Annotated in this window: 17 protein-coding genes; 8 read left to right on the top strand and 9 right to left on the bottom strand. The window is 71.1% G+C overall.

Going from position 1 to position 15,110, the window contains the following annotated elements; all coding sequences use genetic code 11:
* Positions 1 to 70: 70 nt before the first annotated feature.
* From E2C04_RS04935 to E2C04_RS04905, 8 genes are all read right to left on the bottom strand, one after another.
* Positions 71 to 1,000, bottom strand: coding sequence for an amidohydrolase family protein (locus E2C04_RS04935; protein ID WP_229721461.1), 930 nt, complete (start codon positions 998 to 1,000; stop codon positions 71 to 73).
* A gap of 3 nt (positions 1,001 to 1,003) precedes the next feature.
* On the bottom strand, positions 1,004 to 1,483 hold the full coding sequence (gene smpB / locus E2C04_RS04930) for an SsrA-binding protein SmpB (RefSeq protein ID WP_135831777.1): 480 nt from the start codon (positions 1,481 to 1,483) through the stop codon (positions 1,004 to 1,006).
* 80 nt (positions 1,484 to 1,563) lie between these two features.
* Positions 1,564 to 1,767, bottom strand: coding sequence for a M23 family metallopeptidase (locus E2C04_RS17655; protein WP_158630604.1), 204 nt, complete (start codon positions 1,765 to 1,767; stop codon positions 1,564 to 1,566).
* Positions 1,685 to 2,821 carry a M23 family metallopeptidase gene (locus E2C04_RS17650; RefSeq protein WP_158630603.1) on the bottom strand — a complete coding sequence of 379 codons (1,137 nt, stop codon included), beginning with the start codon at positions 2,819 to 2,821 and terminating at the stop codon, positions 1,685 to 1,687. The genes E2C04_RS17655 and E2C04_RS17650 overlap by 83 nt, the downstream gene beginning before the upstream one ends.
* Before the next feature lie 92 nt (positions 2,822 to 2,913).
* The gene (ftsX, locus tag E2C04_RS04920) at positions 2,914 to 3,825 is read right to left on the bottom strand and encodes a permease-like cell division protein FtsX (RefSeq protein ID WP_135831776.1); all 912 of its coding nucleotides are present in this window, start codon (positions 3,823 to 3,825) and stop codon (positions 2,914 to 2,916) included.
* A 72-nt stretch (positions 3,826 to 3,897) separates the two neighbouring features.
* The gene (gene ftsE, locus E2C04_RS04915) at positions 3,898 to 4,587 is read right to left on the bottom strand and encodes a cell division ATP-binding protein FtsE (protein WP_135833664.1); all 690 of its coding nucleotides are present in this window, start codon (positions 4,585 to 4,587) and stop codon (positions 3,898 to 3,900) included.
* Between the two features lie 99 nt (positions 4,588 to 4,686).
* Positions 4,687 to 5,805: a peptide chain release factor 2 gene (gene prfB, locus E2C04_RS04910; protein WP_135831775.1), complete on the bottom strand. Its 1,119-nt coding sequence runs from the start codon at positions 5,803 to 5,805 to the stop codon at positions 4,687 to 4,689.
* Between the two features lie 54 nt (positions 5,806 to 5,859).
* Positions 5,860 to 6,321: a CAP domain-containing protein gene (locus tag E2C04_RS04905; RefSeq protein WP_158630602.1), complete on the bottom strand. Its 462-nt coding sequence runs from the start codon at positions 6,319 to 6,321 to the stop codon at positions 5,860 to 5,862.
* A 93-nt stretch (positions 6,322 to 6,414) separates the two neighbouring features.
* On the opposite strand from E2C04_RS04905, the gene E2C04_RS04900 reads away from it, so the two are divergent.
* The gene (locus E2C04_RS04900; RefSeq protein ID WP_135831773.1) at positions 6,415 to 7,674 is read left to right on the top strand and encodes a CaiB/BaiF CoA transferase family protein; all 1,260 of its coding nucleotides are present in this window, start codon (positions 6,415 to 6,417) and stop codon (positions 7,672 to 7,674) included.
* Positions 7,675 to 7,727: 53 nt separating this feature from the next.
* On the opposite strand, the gene E2C04_RS04895 is transcribed toward E2C04_RS04900, so the two are convergent.
* A complete protein-coding gene (locus E2C04_RS04895; protein ID WP_135831772.1) occupies positions 7,728 to 8,144 on the bottom strand; it encodes a hypothetical protein in 417 nt (138 codons plus the stop codon).
* A gap of 208 nt (positions 8,145 to 8,352) precedes the next feature.
* Between E2C04_RS04895 and E2C04_RS18505 the strand changes: the two genes are divergently transcribed.
* From E2C04_RS18505 to E2C04_RS04860, 7 genes are all read left to right on the top strand, one after another.
* The gene (locus tag E2C04_RS18505) at positions 8,353 to 8,763 is read left to right on the top strand and encodes a LysR family transcriptional regulator (RefSeq protein ID WP_202977910.1); all 411 of its coding nucleotides are present in this window, start codon (positions 8,353 to 8,355) and stop codon (positions 8,761 to 8,763) included.
* The gene (locus tag E2C04_RS18500; RefSeq protein WP_202978011.1) at positions 8,694 to 9,551 is read left to right on the top strand and encodes a LysR substrate-binding domain-containing protein; all 858 of its coding nucleotides are present in this window, start codon (positions 8,694 to 8,696) and stop codon (positions 9,549 to 9,551) included. Before E2C04_RS18505 ends, E2C04_RS18500 begins: the two co-directional genes overlap by 70 nt.
* A 116-nt stretch (positions 9,552 to 9,667) precedes the next feature.
* Positions 9,668 to 10,876, top strand: a complete 1,209-nt coding sequence (locus E2C04_RS04880; protein WP_135831770.1) for a homogentisate 1,2-dioxygenase — start codon at positions 9,668 to 9,670, stop codon at positions 10,874 to 10,876.
* Positions 10,873 to 11,754: a hypothetical protein gene (locus E2C04_RS04875; RefSeq protein WP_202977909.1), complete on the top strand. Its 882-nt coding sequence runs from the start codon at positions 10,873 to 10,875 to the stop codon at positions 11,752 to 11,754. The genes E2C04_RS04880 and E2C04_RS04875 overlap by 4 nt, the downstream gene beginning before the upstream one ends.
* Positions 11,751 to 12,938: a fumarylacetoacetase gene (gene fahA, locus E2C04_RS04870; RefSeq protein WP_135831769.1), complete on the top strand. Its 1,188-nt coding sequence runs from the start codon at positions 11,751 to 11,753 to the stop codon at positions 12,936 to 12,938. The genes E2C04_RS04875 and fahA overlap by 4 nt, the downstream gene beginning before the upstream one ends.
* Before the next feature lie 216 nt (positions 12,939 to 13,154).
* The gene (locus E2C04_RS04865) at positions 13,155 to 13,457 is read left to right on the top strand and encodes a DUF4235 domain-containing protein (RefSeq protein WP_135831768.1); all 303 of its coding nucleotides are present in this window, start codon (positions 13,155 to 13,157) and stop codon (positions 13,455 to 13,457) included.
* Positions 13,458 to 13,518: 61 nt separating this feature from the next.
* Positions 13,519 to 15,108: a phytoene desaturase family protein gene (locus E2C04_RS04860; RefSeq protein ID WP_135831767.1), complete on the top strand. Its 1,590-nt coding sequence runs from the start codon at positions 13,519 to 13,521 to the stop codon at positions 15,106 to 15,108.
* Positions 15,109 to 15,110: the final 2 nt, after the last annotated feature.

Genomic DNA, 15,110 nt, shown 5'->3' with positions numbered 1-15,110 from the left:
GCAACCACGTCTCGCATTCTCACACGAGCCCACGGGCCGCCTGTCAGCAGACCACGTTTGGGCGCCGAGGTCAGCGAGCGAAGAGGCGTACGCCGTTGTCCCAGCAGACCGCGCGCAGCCACTCCTCCCCCAGCCCCAGCGCCTCCAGCGACTCGAGCTGGTGGACGTAGGGATACGGGATGTTGGGGAAGTCCGAGCCCAGCAGCACCTTGTCGCGCAGGTTGGCCAGGCGCGGCAGCAGGTCACGCGGGTAGACCCCGCCCATCTCGTCGAAGAAGTCGGTGAAGGCCATCGTGGTGTCGAGGTGGACCCGCTCGTAGCCCTCGGCCAGCTCCAGGAACTCGCGGTACTCCGGCGCCCCCATGTGCGCGATGACCAGCGTCAGGCGCGGGTGGCGGCGCAGCAGCTCGGCGACCGGGCCGGGTCCGGTGAACTCGTTGGGCACCGGACCGCTGCCGGCGTGCAGCACCACCGGCGTACCAGCCTCCGCGACGACGCCCCACGCGTCGTCGAGCAGCGGGTCGGTGACGTGGAAGGCGCCGACCTGGACGTGCACCTTGAAGAGCTCGAGGCCGCTCGCGATCCGCTCCGAGACGTACGCTGCCGCCCCCGGCTCGGGGAAGAAGGTGCCGCAGTGCAGTGCCTCGGACTCCCGTGCGGCGAAGCCTGCGGCCCAGTCGTTGAGGAACTCGGCCATTCCCGCCTTGTGGGCGTAGGGCAGGGCGCTGAAGCGGCGGACCCCGAAGTCACGGAGCACCTGCGCGAGCACGGCGTCGGTGTCGCGGTAGCGCAGCGGCCACGGTCGGCCGATCAGCGGACCGGCCTGGTCGAACTGGGCGCGGACCTTCTCGATCACCCGGGGCGGGAGGAAGTGGGTGTGGACGTCGAAGAGCCCCGGCAGGGCCAGTCGCTCGGTCCAGGCCCGGACCGCGGCGGCGTCGGGGTGCACGTCGGGGTGCACGTCGGCCTGCGCAGCCGCCTGCGTCTCGAGGTCGGCCACCACTCAGTCCTTGAAGCCCTTGAGGCGACGCTGGACCGCTTGCTCCTTCTCCCGGTTGGCCTGCCGCTCGGCCAGCGAGTGACGCTTGTCGAAGGACTTCTTGCCCTTGGCCAGCGCGATCTCGACCTTGGCGCGACCGTCCTTGAAGTAGAGCGAGAGCGGGACGAGCGTGTAGCCCTTGTCGGCCACCTTGCGCTCGATCTTGTCGATCTCGTGGCGGTTGAGCAGCAGCTTGCGCTTGCGGCGGGCGGCGTGGTTGGTCCACGTGCCCTGGGAGTACTCCGGGATGTGCACCTGGTGCAGCCAGGCCTCGCCGTTGTCGATCTCGGCGAAGCCGTCGACCAGAGACGCTCGGCCCTGGCGCAGCGACTTGACCTCGGTCCCCTGCAGCACGATGCCCGCCTCCCACGTCGTCTCGATGTGGTAGTCGTGACGCGCCTTGCGGTTCTGCGCGATCAGCTTCGTGCCCTGCTCCTTGGCCATTGGACCATCCTCTCAACCGGGGGCAAGAGAATTACCCGGGGGCTGCGTCAAGGCGTGCGTCAGGAGTGGTCAGGCGTGGGTCAGAGCCACTTGCGCGGGTCGACCGTGCGTCCGTTGACCATCACCGTGAAGTGCAGGTGGCAGCCGGTCGACCAGCCGGTCGAGCCGACGTAGCCGATGACCTGGCCGCGCTTGACCCGCTCACCGGTGCGCACGACGTACTTCGTGGCGTGGTTGTAGATGCTGGCGACGCCGACCCCGGACAGGATGCCGTGGTCGAGCACGAGCCGGTTGGTTGCCGTAGACCTCGCTGTAGTAGGAGGAGGCGATGCGGCCGTTGGCGGTCGCGTAGAGCGGGGAACCGCAGGCGGCGGCCCAGTCCTGGCCGTCGTGCATGCCCCAGTAGCCGTAGATCGGGTGCTTGCGGTAGCCGTAGGGCGACGACAGGCGCGCGTCGCGGACGGGCCACGACAGCACTCCCCCGGTCTGGCCGGGCTTGGAGGCACCACCCTGGCGGGCGGCACGACGGCGCAGCATGCGCGCGATCCGCTCCTCCTCCTGGCGCAGCTTGGCCAGGGCCCGCTGGTCGGCGGCCTTGGCACGGGCGGCGGAGGCCTGCGCCGAGCGACGCTGGGCGACTAGGCGGGCGACCGCGTTGCGGGCCCGGGTCGCCTCGTCCTCGAGGACCTCCATCGCGTCGAGGTGGTCGGCCGCGGCCTCGCGCTTGACCTGGACGTCGTCCTTGGCCTCCTCGACCTGCGCCTCGTTGACGTCGAGCAGGACCTTGGTGGCGAGCAGCTCCTGGTAGGAGTGCGCCTCACGGTCGACGATGGCGTCGCGCATCTCGGTCTGCCGCGCCAGGTCGGCGGGCGTCTGGGCGCCCATCAGCTTCGCGAAGGCGATCAGCGAGGGGTCACCCTGCTGGTAGAAGTCGGTGATCGTGGCGGCCACGTTCTTCTGCTGGACCGTCATCTTCTGCTGACCCTCGGCGAGCGCCTTGCGGGCCCGTGCCAGCTCGGCGACGGCCTCCTCCAGCTCGCGCTGCATCTCGGCGTCGCGCTTCTCGGCCGCGGTCACCTTGGCCTCGGCGGCGGCCAGCGCCATCTGTGCGCCGGAGAGCTGGTTGCGGGCCGAGGTGAGCCGGGCGGTGGCCTTCTGCATCGCCGCACTCGAGGAGTGCAGGTCGGACTGCGCGCTCTCGATCTGCTGCTTGTTCTTCTTCTGCTTGTTCTTCAGGTCGTCCGCGCTGGCGGGCGCCGAGAGGGCAGCAGCGGTGAGGGCGGCGACGAGGACGGCCGCCAGGGCACGGCGCCGCGAGTGCGGGGCCTGCGCGGGCACGGCGGACCGCCGGGAGCTGAGCTGGAAATGACGCACGAAGGTGGCCTTCGACTGTTCGGGGAAGAGAACGGATCGACCGTATCCGAGCGGGATCAGACTTTCAGGTATTTGCGCGTGAGCACGAGTGTCGGCAGCACGGTGAGCACCGGGCCGAGCACCGCGATCGCGGCGACGGCCACGCCGTACTCGCTGCCACCGATCCACGGCATGAACTTCAGGGTGTCGCCGGCGCGCTCGTGGATGCCGAACCACATGAAGGCGCCCAGGGCACCGGCGGCGAGCCCGACGCCGACCAGGGCGGTGACCAACGCCTCGAGGAGGAAGGGCAGGGCGATGTACGACGTGGACGCACCCACCAGGCGCATGATGCCGATCTCCTTGCGCCGGGCGAAGGCGGCGAGGCGGATCGTGTTGCCCACGAGCAGCAGGGCCGCGACCACCAGGAAGCCGGCGATGCCGAGCGCACCCCACTGCAGCGCGTTGATCGAGCCGTAGATCGGCTTCAGGGTCTCGCGCATGTCACGGATGCCGGAGACGCCGTCGAGGCCGGTGACCGCGGAGGTGATCCCCTCGAACTCGTCGGGGTCCTTGAGCTCGATCCACACCGACTCGGGCATGTCCTCGGCGGTGGCGGCCGGGTTCGGACCCTCGAAGCGGTCCTCGCCGACGAGCTCCTTGACCTTGTCGAACGCCTCCTCCTTCGACTCCAGGTGGTAGTCGGCGACCTCGGGGTTGTCCTCGACCACCTCGACGACGGCGTCACGCTGGGCCTCGGTCACCTCGCCGGTGCAGGCGGCGTTGGAGTCGTTGGTCTTGCAGAGCCAGACCGTGATCTGGAGCTGCGAGCCCCAGTGGTCGGCCGCCTTGGTGGCCTGCTGGTTGAGCAGGACGCCCATGCCCACCAGGGTGAGCGAGACGAAGAGGGTCAGCACCACCGCGAGGTGCATGGACAGGTTGCGGCGCAGCCCTTGGCCGAGCTCGGAGAAGACGTAACGCAGCTGCATGGATGGGGGCCTCTCGTGTGCCCACACGGGTGGGCGAGCAAGTCAGGTGGGGCGGTCGGGTGGTGTGGCTGGTCAGCCCTGGGTGCCGTAGACGCCCTGGGCCTGGTCGCGGACCGTACGTCCGTGCTCCAGCTCGATGACGCGCTTGCGCATCTGGTCGACGATGCCCGCGTCGTGGGTGGCCATCACCACCGTGGTGCCGGTGCGGTTGATCCGGTCGAGGAGCTTCATGATCCCGACCGAGGTGGTCGGGTCGAGGTTGCCGGTGGGCTCGTCGGCGATCAGGATCATCGGCCGGTTGACGAAGGCCCGGGCCACGGCGACACGCTGCTGCTCACCGCCGGAGAGCTCGTCAGGCATCCGGTCGGCCTTGCCCTCCAGGCCCACGAGCTCCAGGGTCTCGGGGACCAGCTTGTTGATGTCCTGGCGCGAGCGGCCGGTCACCTGCATCGCGAAGGCGACGTTCTCGCTGACCGTCTTGTTGGGCAGTAGGCGGAAGTCCTGGAAGACGGCGCCGATGTCGCGGCGCAGCTTGGGGACCTTCCAGTTGGCCAGGCGGTTGATCTCCTTGCCGGCGACGTAGACGCGCCCGGAGGTGGGTCGGTACTCCCGCAGCACCAGGCGCAGGAACGTCGACTTGCCCGAGCCCGACGACCCGACCAGGAAGACGAACTCACCCTTCTCGATCTCGACCGAGACCTGGTCGAGGGCGGGCTGGGGGTGGCCGGGGTAGGACTTGGTGACCTTCTCGAAGCGAATCACGTGGATCGACACTAGCCGAGCCATGGGCGCCTCCCGGGGACGCTCGCCGGGGGTGGCGAGCCCGGGACGGCGAGCCCGGGACGGCGAGCCCGGGGTGGATCAGTTGGCCTCGGCCTTCTCGGCGCCGCGGCGCCAGCGGATGCCGGCCTCCAGGAACGGGTCGAGGTCACCGTCGAAGACGGCCTGCGGGTTGCCCGCCTCGTGGCCCGTGCGCAGGTCCTTGACGATCTGGTAGGGGTTCAGCACGTAGTTGCGCATCTGGTCGCCCCACGACGCCTGCACGTCGCCGCGCATCTCGTCGAGGTGCGCCTTCTCCTCGGCCTTCTTCAGCGCCAGGAGCTTGGCCTTGAGGACGACCATGGCGGAGGCCTTGTTCTGCAGCTGCGACTTCTCGTTCTGGCAGCTCACGACCGTGCCGGTCGGGATGTGGGTGAGGCGCACCGCGGAGTCGGTGGTGTTGACCGACTGACCACCGGGACCACCCGAGCGGTAGACGTCGACGCGGATCTCCTCGTCGGGGATGTCGATGTCGTCGGTCTGCTCCAGCACCGGCACGACCTCGACGGCCGCGAAGGAGGTCTGGCGACGCCCCTGGTTGTCGAAGGGGCTGATCCGCACCAGGCGGTGGGTGCCGGCCTCGACCGAGAGCGTGCCGTAGGCGTAGGGCGCCTTGATCGCGAAGGTCGTCGACTTGATGCCGGCCTCCTCCGCGTACGAGGTCTCGTAGACCTCGACCGGGTAGCCGTGCTGCTCGGCCCAACGGACGTACATGCGCTGCAGCGTCTGGGCGAAGTCGGCGGCGTCGACGCCACCGGCGCCGGAGCGGATGCTGACCAGGGCCTCGCGGGCGTCGTACTCGCCGTTGAGCAGGGTGCGGATCTCGAGCGACTCGACCGACTTCTTGATCCGGTCGAGCTCGATCTGGGCGTCGGCCAACGAGTCGGCGTCGCCCTCCTCCTGCGCGAGCTCGACGAGGACGCCGAGGTCCTCGATGCGGTCGTCGAGGCTGGTGAAGCGCTCGAGCTCACCGTTCAGCTGGGAGAGGCGGCCGGTGATGCGCTGCGCGTTCTCCTGGTTGTCCCAGAGGTCCGGCGAGCCGACCTGGTCCTCCAGCTCGGCGATCTCGATGCGCATCGCGTCCAGGTCGAGGACCTGGCCGATGGTCTTCATCGTCGCCTGGAGTTGCTTGATCTCTACGTCGAAGTCGGTGCCAGCCACGCTGGCCAGCCTACGGCCCGCACGGTCGGCTGGTCGAACCAGCCGCCGAGCCGGTCAGCGGCGGCCGAAGACCTGGGCTGCGTACCAGCGCCCGTCGTCACCCTTGCGGGCCACCACGACGCCGAGGCGGAACTGCTTGCGCAGGATGTTCTGACGGTGCCCCTTCGACTTCATCCAGCCCTGGTTGACCACGGCCTTGCCACTCGGGTAGCCCACGGCGACGTTCTCGCCGACCCACGACATGTTGCACTTCTTCAGCACCACGTTGAGGTCCTGGTGCCAGATGTCCTTCTTGCGAGCCATCTTCGTGGCCTGGATGCGCGCGTACTTGCGCAGGCACGGGTTGCCCTTCAGCTTCACCCGGTCGTGCTTGGCGCGCGCGACGTTGGTGGCCTTCTCGGCCGCGGCGCCGTACCGCTGCGCCGCGGTGGCCGCCTGGGCCGGGGCGGGGTTCGCGACGAGCACCAGCGCCAGCGTGGTGGCGAGGGCGACGAGCAGGGCAGCGAGTCGGTTCACGAGTGGTCTCCGAGACGTTGGGGGGTGCGACAAGTGCTCGACCCTACGCACTCCCCTGCACGAACGCGACCCGCGCAACTAGAGTCCGCCCCCATGAGCGACGCCTCCCCCCAGCCCGTCGGACCGCCTCCCACAGCCCTCCCGCTGAGCGGGATCCGGGTGCTCGAGCTCGGCAACTTCATCGCCGCCCCCACCGCCACGCGGATGCTCGCCGACTTCGGGGCGGAGGTGATCAAGGTGGAGCGGCCGCGCACCGGTGACGAGCTGCGCAACTGGCGGCTCTTCGCCGGCGAGACGTCGATGCTCTACCGCACCCTCAACCGCAACAAGCTCTCCGTCGAGCTGGACCTGCGCTCGGAGGCCGGCCTGCGCGCGGCGAAGGAGCTGATCGCCACCTGCGACGTGCTGGTCGAGAACTTCCGCCCCGGCACCCTGGACAGGTGGGGCCTCGACGCCGCCACCCTGGCCGCGCTCAACCCCGAGCTGGTGGTCGCCCGGATCTCCGCCTTCGGCCAGACCGGACCGCTGTCGGAGCGGCCCGGCTTCGCGGCCGTCGCGGAGGCGTACGGCGGTCTGCGCGAGCTGGTCGGCGAGGCCGACCGCCCGCCGTCGCGGGTCGGGGTCTCGATCGGCGACTCGATCGCCGGGCTCTACGCCGCGTTCGGCATCGTCATGCAGCTGCACCAGCGCGAGCGGGCCCGCAGCGCCGGCAGCACCGGCCCCTCCCCCACCCAGCAGCACGTCGACGTCGCCCTGCACGAGGCGATCTTCTCCATGATGGAGTCGCTCGTGCCCGACGTCTCCGCCTACGGCGTGACCCGCGTACGCACCGGCGGACGGATGGAGGGCATCGCGCCGTCCAACGCCTACCCCTGCGCCGACGGCGACGTGGTCATCTCGGGCAACGCCGACAACCTCTTCCCGCGGTTCATGCGCGCCATCGGTCGCGACGACCTCGCCGACGACCCCGGCCTGGTCAACAACAAGGGTCGCTGGGACCGCCGCGACGAGCTGGACGACGCGATCGGCGCCTGGACCTCGGCCCGTACGCGGGACGAGGCGCTCGCCGTGCTCGACGCCGCCGGCGTCCCGGCGGGCCCGATCATGACGGCCGCCGACATCATGGTCGACGAGCAGTTCCTGGCCCGCGACATGGTGCAGACGTTGCCCGTGCAGGTCGACGGAGCCGACGACGTACGTCCGGTCGCCTTCCCCGGCGTCGTGCCGGTGCTCGGCGAGCGCTCGGTGCCAGTGCACCACGTCGGGCCCGACCTCGGCGAGCACAACGCGTACGTCCTGGGCGAGCTGCTGGGCTGGTCGCCCGAGGCGGTCGCGGAGGCCACCGGGCGCTGACGCACGACGCCCCTCCCCGGTTCGGGGAGGGGCGTCGCCACGAGCGGGCCTGATCAGGTCCGGTCGGACCACCAACCGCCGCACTTGATCGTCCGGTAGGCGCCGTTCACGTAGTCGACGGCGCAGATCCGGTACTGGATGTCGCGGTTCTCCAGCAGGTCGTAGGAGCAGAGGATCGCGCGCCCCGAGCCGTGGCTGTTGGTGCAGGAGTTGGACTTCGCTGCCGTCTTCCACTCCATCCGGATGCCGTAGCCGTCGGCCGCGTTGTCGGTCACGGAGAAGACCTCGCGCTCCGGGCTCGTGGTCGAGTCGGAGTCGAAGGAGACCGAGCCGGCGCGGTAGTAGCTGCCGTCGCTCTTCTGGAGGGCGAGGTAGCCGCTGCTGTCGGCCTGGGCGGCGGAACCGAGGCCAGCGCCCAGCGTGACCACGACCGACGCCGCAGCGACGGCGACGAACTTCGTCAAGGACATGGATCCCTTCCCGCGGCACACGCACTCGGACGCGTCGGGGTGGCCCCCCTCCCGAGGACCACATGCCGCAGGAGGACCGTGCCAGCAGTCCTCCGGCCCCACATCCCCCAAATCGAGACAACGTGGACACCCACCACCCAATCCCGATTCTGGGTAGGCCATACGGCCCACCTTGGCCGCTCCGGCGCCGCCCGACTACGGTCAGGTCGTGGCCAGAGCAGAGGGTGTCCCGGCATTCACGATGAACCAGCTGGCGGCCTTCGTCGCCGTCGCCGAGGCCGGCACCATCAGCGGCGCCGCCGAGCGCCTGCACATCTCCCCCTCCGCACTGTCGGCCTCGGTCACGGAGCTGGAGCGCCACCTGCAGACGCAGCTGCTGCACCGCCGCAAGGCCAAGGGCGTCAGCCTCACCGCCAGCGGCGAGCTGGTGCTGCCGCGCGCCCGCTACCTGCTGCACCAGGCTCCGAGCTGGAGGCCGACGCCCGCGGTGACGAGCGCGGCGTCTCGGGTCTGGTCAGCCTGGGCTGCTACCCCTCGCTGGCGCCGACCGTGCTGCCGCAGCTGGTCTCCGCCTTCACGCAGCGCCACCCCGAGGCCCGCCTCGAGGTGCACGAGCTGACCCAGGACCAGCTGACCTCGCGGCTGGAGTCGGGCGACCTCGACCTCGCCATCATGTACGACCTCGACCTGGCCGCGACCTGGGCGCACGGCACCCTGGCCCACCTGCGGCCGCGGGTGGTTCTCCCGGCCACCCACCGGCTGGCCGAGGACGCCGGCCCGGTCGACCTGTCGCACCTGCGCAAGGACCCGATGGTGCTGCTCGACGCCCCGCCGAGCGGCAGCCACGCGCACGACTGCTGCGCCCGAGCGGGCTTCACGCCGAGGGTCGCCTACCGGACACGGACGTACGAGACTGCGCGCTCGTTCGTCAGCCGCGTGCTGGCGCCCGCCGGCGGCGTGGTCGGCATGACCCCGGCCGAGGTCGCCGTGCTCGACGACCCCGCCACCGAGGTCGCCACCGCCTGGGGCGCCCAGCCCGGCGAGCTCTTCGTGGTGCGTCCCGACGGCCTGCTGCTCGCCCGCGGCGCTGCGGGAGGGCTGCGTACGACCGTCGACGCGCTGGCCACCGGCCGCGCCGTCGCCCCTCGACCGACGACCAGTCGGATGCCACAGTGGTGTCGAGTGCAGTGGTGTCGAGTGCAGTGGTGTCGAGTGCAGTGGTGTCGAGTGCAGTGGTGTCGAGTGCAGTGGTGTCGAGTGCAGTGGTGTCGAGTGCAGTGGTTGAGGAGGCAGCGTTCGAGCAGGCTCCGGAGCAGGACCCGGCCGAGGCCGCCCGCGAGGCGATCTGGCTGGCCCTCTCCGAAGGTCTGGACGCCGTCGCCGCCGACGACCGCGACGGCTTCCTGACCCGACTGGCGCTGCTGCTGGGCGACAGCGCCGGAGAGTCCGACTTCGCCGAGGCCGTGGCCCTGGCGCAGTCGATCCGCTGACCCTCACCAGAGAATCGACGAAAGAAGAGTTCGATGGCTTTCTACCGCTCCGCGGGCACCATTCCGCCGAAGCGTCACACCCAGCACCGCTCCCCCGAGGGCACCCTCTACTTCGAGGAGCTGATGGGTGAGGAGGGGTTCTCCTCCGACTCCTCGCTGCTGTACCACACCTACATCCCCTCGGCCGTGGCTGAGGTGCGCGAGTGGGAGATCGGCGACCTGTCGCTGGTCCCGAACCACCCGCTGCGACCGATCCACCTCTCGACCCACCAGCTCTTCCCCGACGCCGCGCCGGGTGAGGGCGTCGACGCGGTGACCGGTCGCCGGCTGCTGCTCGGCAACGCCGACGTCCGCCTGTCCTACGTGCTCGCCACCGAGACCAGCCCGTACTACCGCAACGCGATCGGTGACGAGTGCCTCTACCTCGAGGACGGCGAGGCGGTCGTCGAGACCGTCTTCGGCGACATCGAGGCGGGCCAGGGCGACTACGTGATCGTGCCCCGCGCGACCACCTTCCGGGTCGTCCCGAAGGGCCCGACCCGGATCTACGTGATCGAGGCCAACAGCCACATCGGCCCGCCGAAGCGGTTCCTCTCCAAGTACGGCCAGCTCCTCGAGCACGCGCCCTACTGCGAGCGTGACCTGCGCGGCCCGTCGGCCCCGCGCGTCGTCAAGGGCGAAAACGTCGACGTCTTCATCAAGCATCGCGGCCCGGGCCCGTCGGGCATCGCCGGGTCGGTGCACACGCTGCCGCACCACCCCTTCGACGTGGTGGGCTGGGACGGCTGCCTCTACCCGTACGCCTTCAACATCTCCGACTACGAGCCGATCACCGGCCGGGTCCACCAGCCGCCGCCGGCGCACCAGGTCTTCGAGGGCCACAACTTCGTGATCTGCAACTTCGTGCCACGCAAGGTCGACTACCACCCGCTGGCGATCCCGGTGCCCTACTACCACTCCAACGTGGACTCCGACGAGGTCATGTTCTACGTGGGTGGCGACTACGAGGCCCGCAAGGGCTCGGGCATCGGCCAGGGCTCGATCAGCCTGCACCCGGGCGGTCACCCGCACGGCCCGCAGCCGGGCGCGTACGAGCATTCGATCGGCGCCGAGTTCTTCGACGAGCTCGCCGTCATGGTCGACACGTTCCGTCCGCTCGACCTCGGTGAGGCCGGTCGCGCGACCGACGACGGCGTCTACACGTACTCGTGGAACGGCGGCCAGTCGGGCGGCACCAAGTGACCCTGTCCACCGATCCTGACGTACGCAGCCTGCTCACCGGCTTCTGCGACGACGCGGCGATCTTCCCTCCCGGCAACCTCGCGCTGGAGTCGGCCGTGCCGGCCCACCGCGAGCACCTGGCGAGCGGGCACGCGGGCCTGGTCGGTCCGTTCATCGTGTCGGCCGCGGCCCTGCCGCAGCTGGCCGACCTGGTGGACGCCGACGAGCGCTTCGAGGTCGCGGTGACGGTGCCCTCGCCGGGCGAGGTCAGCTCCGTGCTGGCCACGGCCGACGCGATCGGCGGTGTCGTGGTCGCGGCCCTGGAGGTCGTGGTGCCCGAGGGCGTCGAGCCCGACGCGGTGGTCCCCGCCCTGGCCGAGGCCCTGGCTGGGCGCGACGGCATCGAGGTCTTCGTCGAGCTCCCCCGCGACGACCGTCGCCCGGCGATCGTGAAGGCCCTGGCCGGCACGCCCTACCTGGCCAAGCTGCGCACCGGCGGCATCCGTGCCGACCTCTACCCCGACGAGCGCGAGCTCGGCGAGGCTGTGTCGACGCTGGTGGAGGCGGGGGTGCCGTTCAAGGCCACCGCCGGCCTGCACCACGCGCTGCGCAACACCGACCCGAGCACCGGCTTCGAGCAGCACGGCTTCCTCAACCTGCTCGCCGCCGTCGACGCCGCCCAGCGCGGCGCCGGCACCGACGAGGTCGTCCAGGCGCTCGCCGAGCGCGACCCTGAGGCGGTGACCACCCGCGTACGTGCGGCTGCCGCCCGCGGCGGCGAGGTCCGGGCAGCCTTCCGCAGCTTCGGCACCTGCTCGATCGTCGAGCCACACGACGAGATGGCCGACCTCGGCCTCCTCACGCTCGACCTCAACCCTTTCGAAGGAAACGACGAATGACCGCGCTCAGCGTCCCCGAGGACTCCCTCTTCGGGCTCGACAACCTCCCCTACGGCGTCTACAGCGTCGACGGCTCCGCCCCGCGCGTGGCCACCCGCCTCGACAACCACGCGATCGACCTGGGGCTGCTGCTCGGCACCGACGGCGACAACGCGGTCTTCGAGGCCTCCACCCTCAACCCGTTCATGGCCCAGGGCCGTGCCCGCTGGGTCGAGGTGCGGGCCGCGATCGGCGAGGCCCTGCGCGGCGACGTGCCGCACGAGGCGATCCACTCGCTGACCGACGTGACCATGCACCTGCCGGTCGAGGTCGCCGACTACGTCGACTTCTACGCCTCCGAGCACCACGCCTCCAACCTCGGTCGACTCTTCCGCCCGGACAACCCGGACCCGTTGATGCCGAACTGGAAGCACCTGCCGGTCGGCTACCACGGCCGCTCCGCCTCCATCGTGGTCTCGGGCACCGACATCGTCCGCCCGCAGGGCCAACGCAAGGGCCCGCAGGACCCCGAGCCGGTCTTCGGACCGTCGGTGCGCCTCGACATCGAGGCCGAGCTCGGCTTCATCGTCGGCACCGGCAACGCGATGGGCACCCAGATCGCCGCCGACGAGGCAGAGCAGCACATCTTCGGCGCGGTGCTCTTCAACGACTGGTCGGCCCGCGACATCCAGGCCTGGGAGTACGTCCCGCTCGGCCCCAACCTCGGCAAGTCGTTCGCCTCGACCATCTCGGCGTGGGTCATCCCGATGCTCGCGCTGCAGGAGGCCAAGGTCAGCGTCCCCGACCAGGACCCCCAGGTCCTGTCCTACCTGCAGATGAAGCAGCCGTGGGGCCTCGACGTCGACCTCGAGGTCGCCTGGAACGGCCAGACCGTGACCCGTCCCCCGTACGCGGAGATGTACTGGTCGCCCGCGCAGATGCTGGCCCACACCACGGTCAACGGCGCCCCCACCCGCACCGGTGACGTCTATGCGTCGGGCACCATCTCCGGCCCGGAGAAGGACCAGCGCGGCGCCTTCATCGAGCTGACCTGGGGCGGCGCGGAGCCCATCACCGTCAACGGCGAGGAGCGCACGTTCCTGCTCGACGGCGACGAGATCACCCTGACCGCCACCGCTCCGGGGGCCAACGGCCACCGGATCGGCTTCGGCGAGTGCACCGGGCGGATCCTGCCCGCGCGCTGACCCAGGCTCGGTCTCTCGGGGCAACCCCCATGGCCCCGAGCCCGGCACGACGGCCGGTGGTGTGCATCCGCACGCCACCGGCCGTCGCGCATCTCGGGACAGCTCATCCGGCAGGGTGGCATGACTTGGGGGCGAGTGGGGAACGGGCAAGGGAGCCGGCCACCGGCCGGACGCACCCTCTCGACCCGCCCACTCCCCGACCTTTCGGAGGCACGCATGAGCACCGCCCGCGCCGAGAAGCAGACCAGCAAGTCGGCCAAGATCCTCTACCGACCGTGGGGGCTGGTCGCCTCCATGCTCGGCGGCATCGTGGCCGCCCAGATCTTCCAACGCGTCTGGGCCGCGGTCGACCCGGTCTCCGAGGACCCGCCGACGCCGCTGCAGTCGGAGCACCACCTGCCCAAGATCATCGCCGCCGCGGCCGTGCAGGGCGCGATCTTCACGGTCGTCCGCGCCCTGATCAACCGCGGTGGTGCGCGCGCCTTCGAGCGCTGGACCGGCGAGTGGCCGGGAGACTGAGCCAGACTGACCTGCAGATTGACGTGGTCCGCCCGTCCCCGCCCCGACCTCCGGAGAGCCCATGACCCCCACGCCCAGCAGCGCCGACGCGGTCGTCGTCGGGGCCGGACCCAACGGCCTGGTGGCCGCCAACGCCCTGGCCGACGCCGGGTGGAGCGTGGTCCTGGTCGAGGCCAACGAGACCGTCGGCGGGGCGGTGCGGACCGCCGAGGTCACCGCGCCGGGCTTCCGCAACGACCTCTTCAGCGCGTTCTACCCGCTGGCCGCTGCCTCGCCGGTGATCCGTGACCTCCACCTGGAGCACCACGGGCTGGCCTGGGAGCAGGCACCACGCGTGGTCACCCACGTCTTCCCCGACGGCAGCGCCACCGCGATCGAGCGGAACGCGGAGGCGACGGCTGCCGCCCTCGACGACCAGGCCGCCGGCGACGGCGACGCCTGGCTGACGATGGTCGCCCAGTGGGACCAGGTGAAGGAGCCGCTGCTCGATGCGCTCTTCACCCCGATCCCGCCGGTGAAGGCCGGGGCGCGGCTGGTGCGCCGGCTCGGCACCGAGGGCATGCTCGAGTTCGTACGCCTTGCCCTGCTGCCGGTGACCCGGCTCGGCGACGAGCGGTTCGCCGGCGAGGGCCCGCGGGCGCTGCTGACCGGCAACGCCATGCACTCAGACCTGCCCCCGGACTCCGCCGGCAGCGGCCTCTTCGGCTGGCTGATGAGCATGCTCGCCCAGGACGTCGGCTTCCCCACCCCGCGCGGTGGTGCGCAGTCTCTGGCGGACGCGATGGCCGCGCGCTTCACCGCGGCGGGTGGGAGCGTGCGTACGGGCGTCCGGGTCGAGGCCGTGGAGGTGCGCCACGGCCGTGCGGTCGGCGTACGCCTGGCTGACGGTGAGCGGATCGCCGCCCGCCGCGCCGTGCTCGCCGACGTCGACGCGCCGACCCTCTTCCACCGGCTGGTGGGCCACGAGCACCTGCCCGAGTCGTACGTCCGGGCCCTGTCGCGCTTCCAGTGGGACCACCCCACCCTCAAGCTCAACTGGGCGCTCGACGGGCCTGTCCCGTGGCGCTCGCCGGAGGCCGTCGGCGCCGGCACCGTGCACCTGGGCGTGGGGCGCCACGGCTTCGTCGACCACGCCGCCTCGATGGCGACCGGGCGGGTCTCGCGCGACCCGTTCGTGCTGCTCGGGCAGATGACGACGGCTGACGCCACTCGCTCCCCCGCCGGCACCGAGAGCGTCTGGGCCTACAGCCACCTCTCCCACGACCTGGCCCGGGACGAGGCCGGGGTCGAGGCGAGCGCGGAGGCGATGCGCCGCGTGATCGAGGAGGCGGCTCCCGGCTTCTCCGACCGGGTGCTGGCCGAGCACGTGCAGCGTCCGGCTGACCTGCAGACTGCCAACAGCAACTTGGTCAACGGCGCCATCAACGGCGGCACCGCCCACCTGCACCAGCAGCTGGTCTTCCGGCCCGCCAACGGCACCGGGCGCCCGGAGACGCCGGTGCCGGGGCTCTACCTGGCGGGCGCGTCGGCGCACCCCGGCGGCGGCGTCCACGGTGCCTGCGGGTGGAACGCCGCGCGCTCCGCCCTGGGCGCCCAGGGGGCCGTACGCCGTCAGCTGCTGCGCACGGCCTGGTCGCGGCTGCTGCCCTGAGC

The organism is Nocardioides daphniae (genome assembly GCF_004777465.1).
Classification (GTDB): Bacteria; Actinomycetota; Actinomycetes; order Propionibacteriales; family Nocardioidaceae; genus Nocardioides; species Nocardioides daphniae.
The sequence above is the reverse complement of the archived record's forward strand: the minus strand, read 5'-3'. Positions and strand labels throughout refer to the sequence as shown.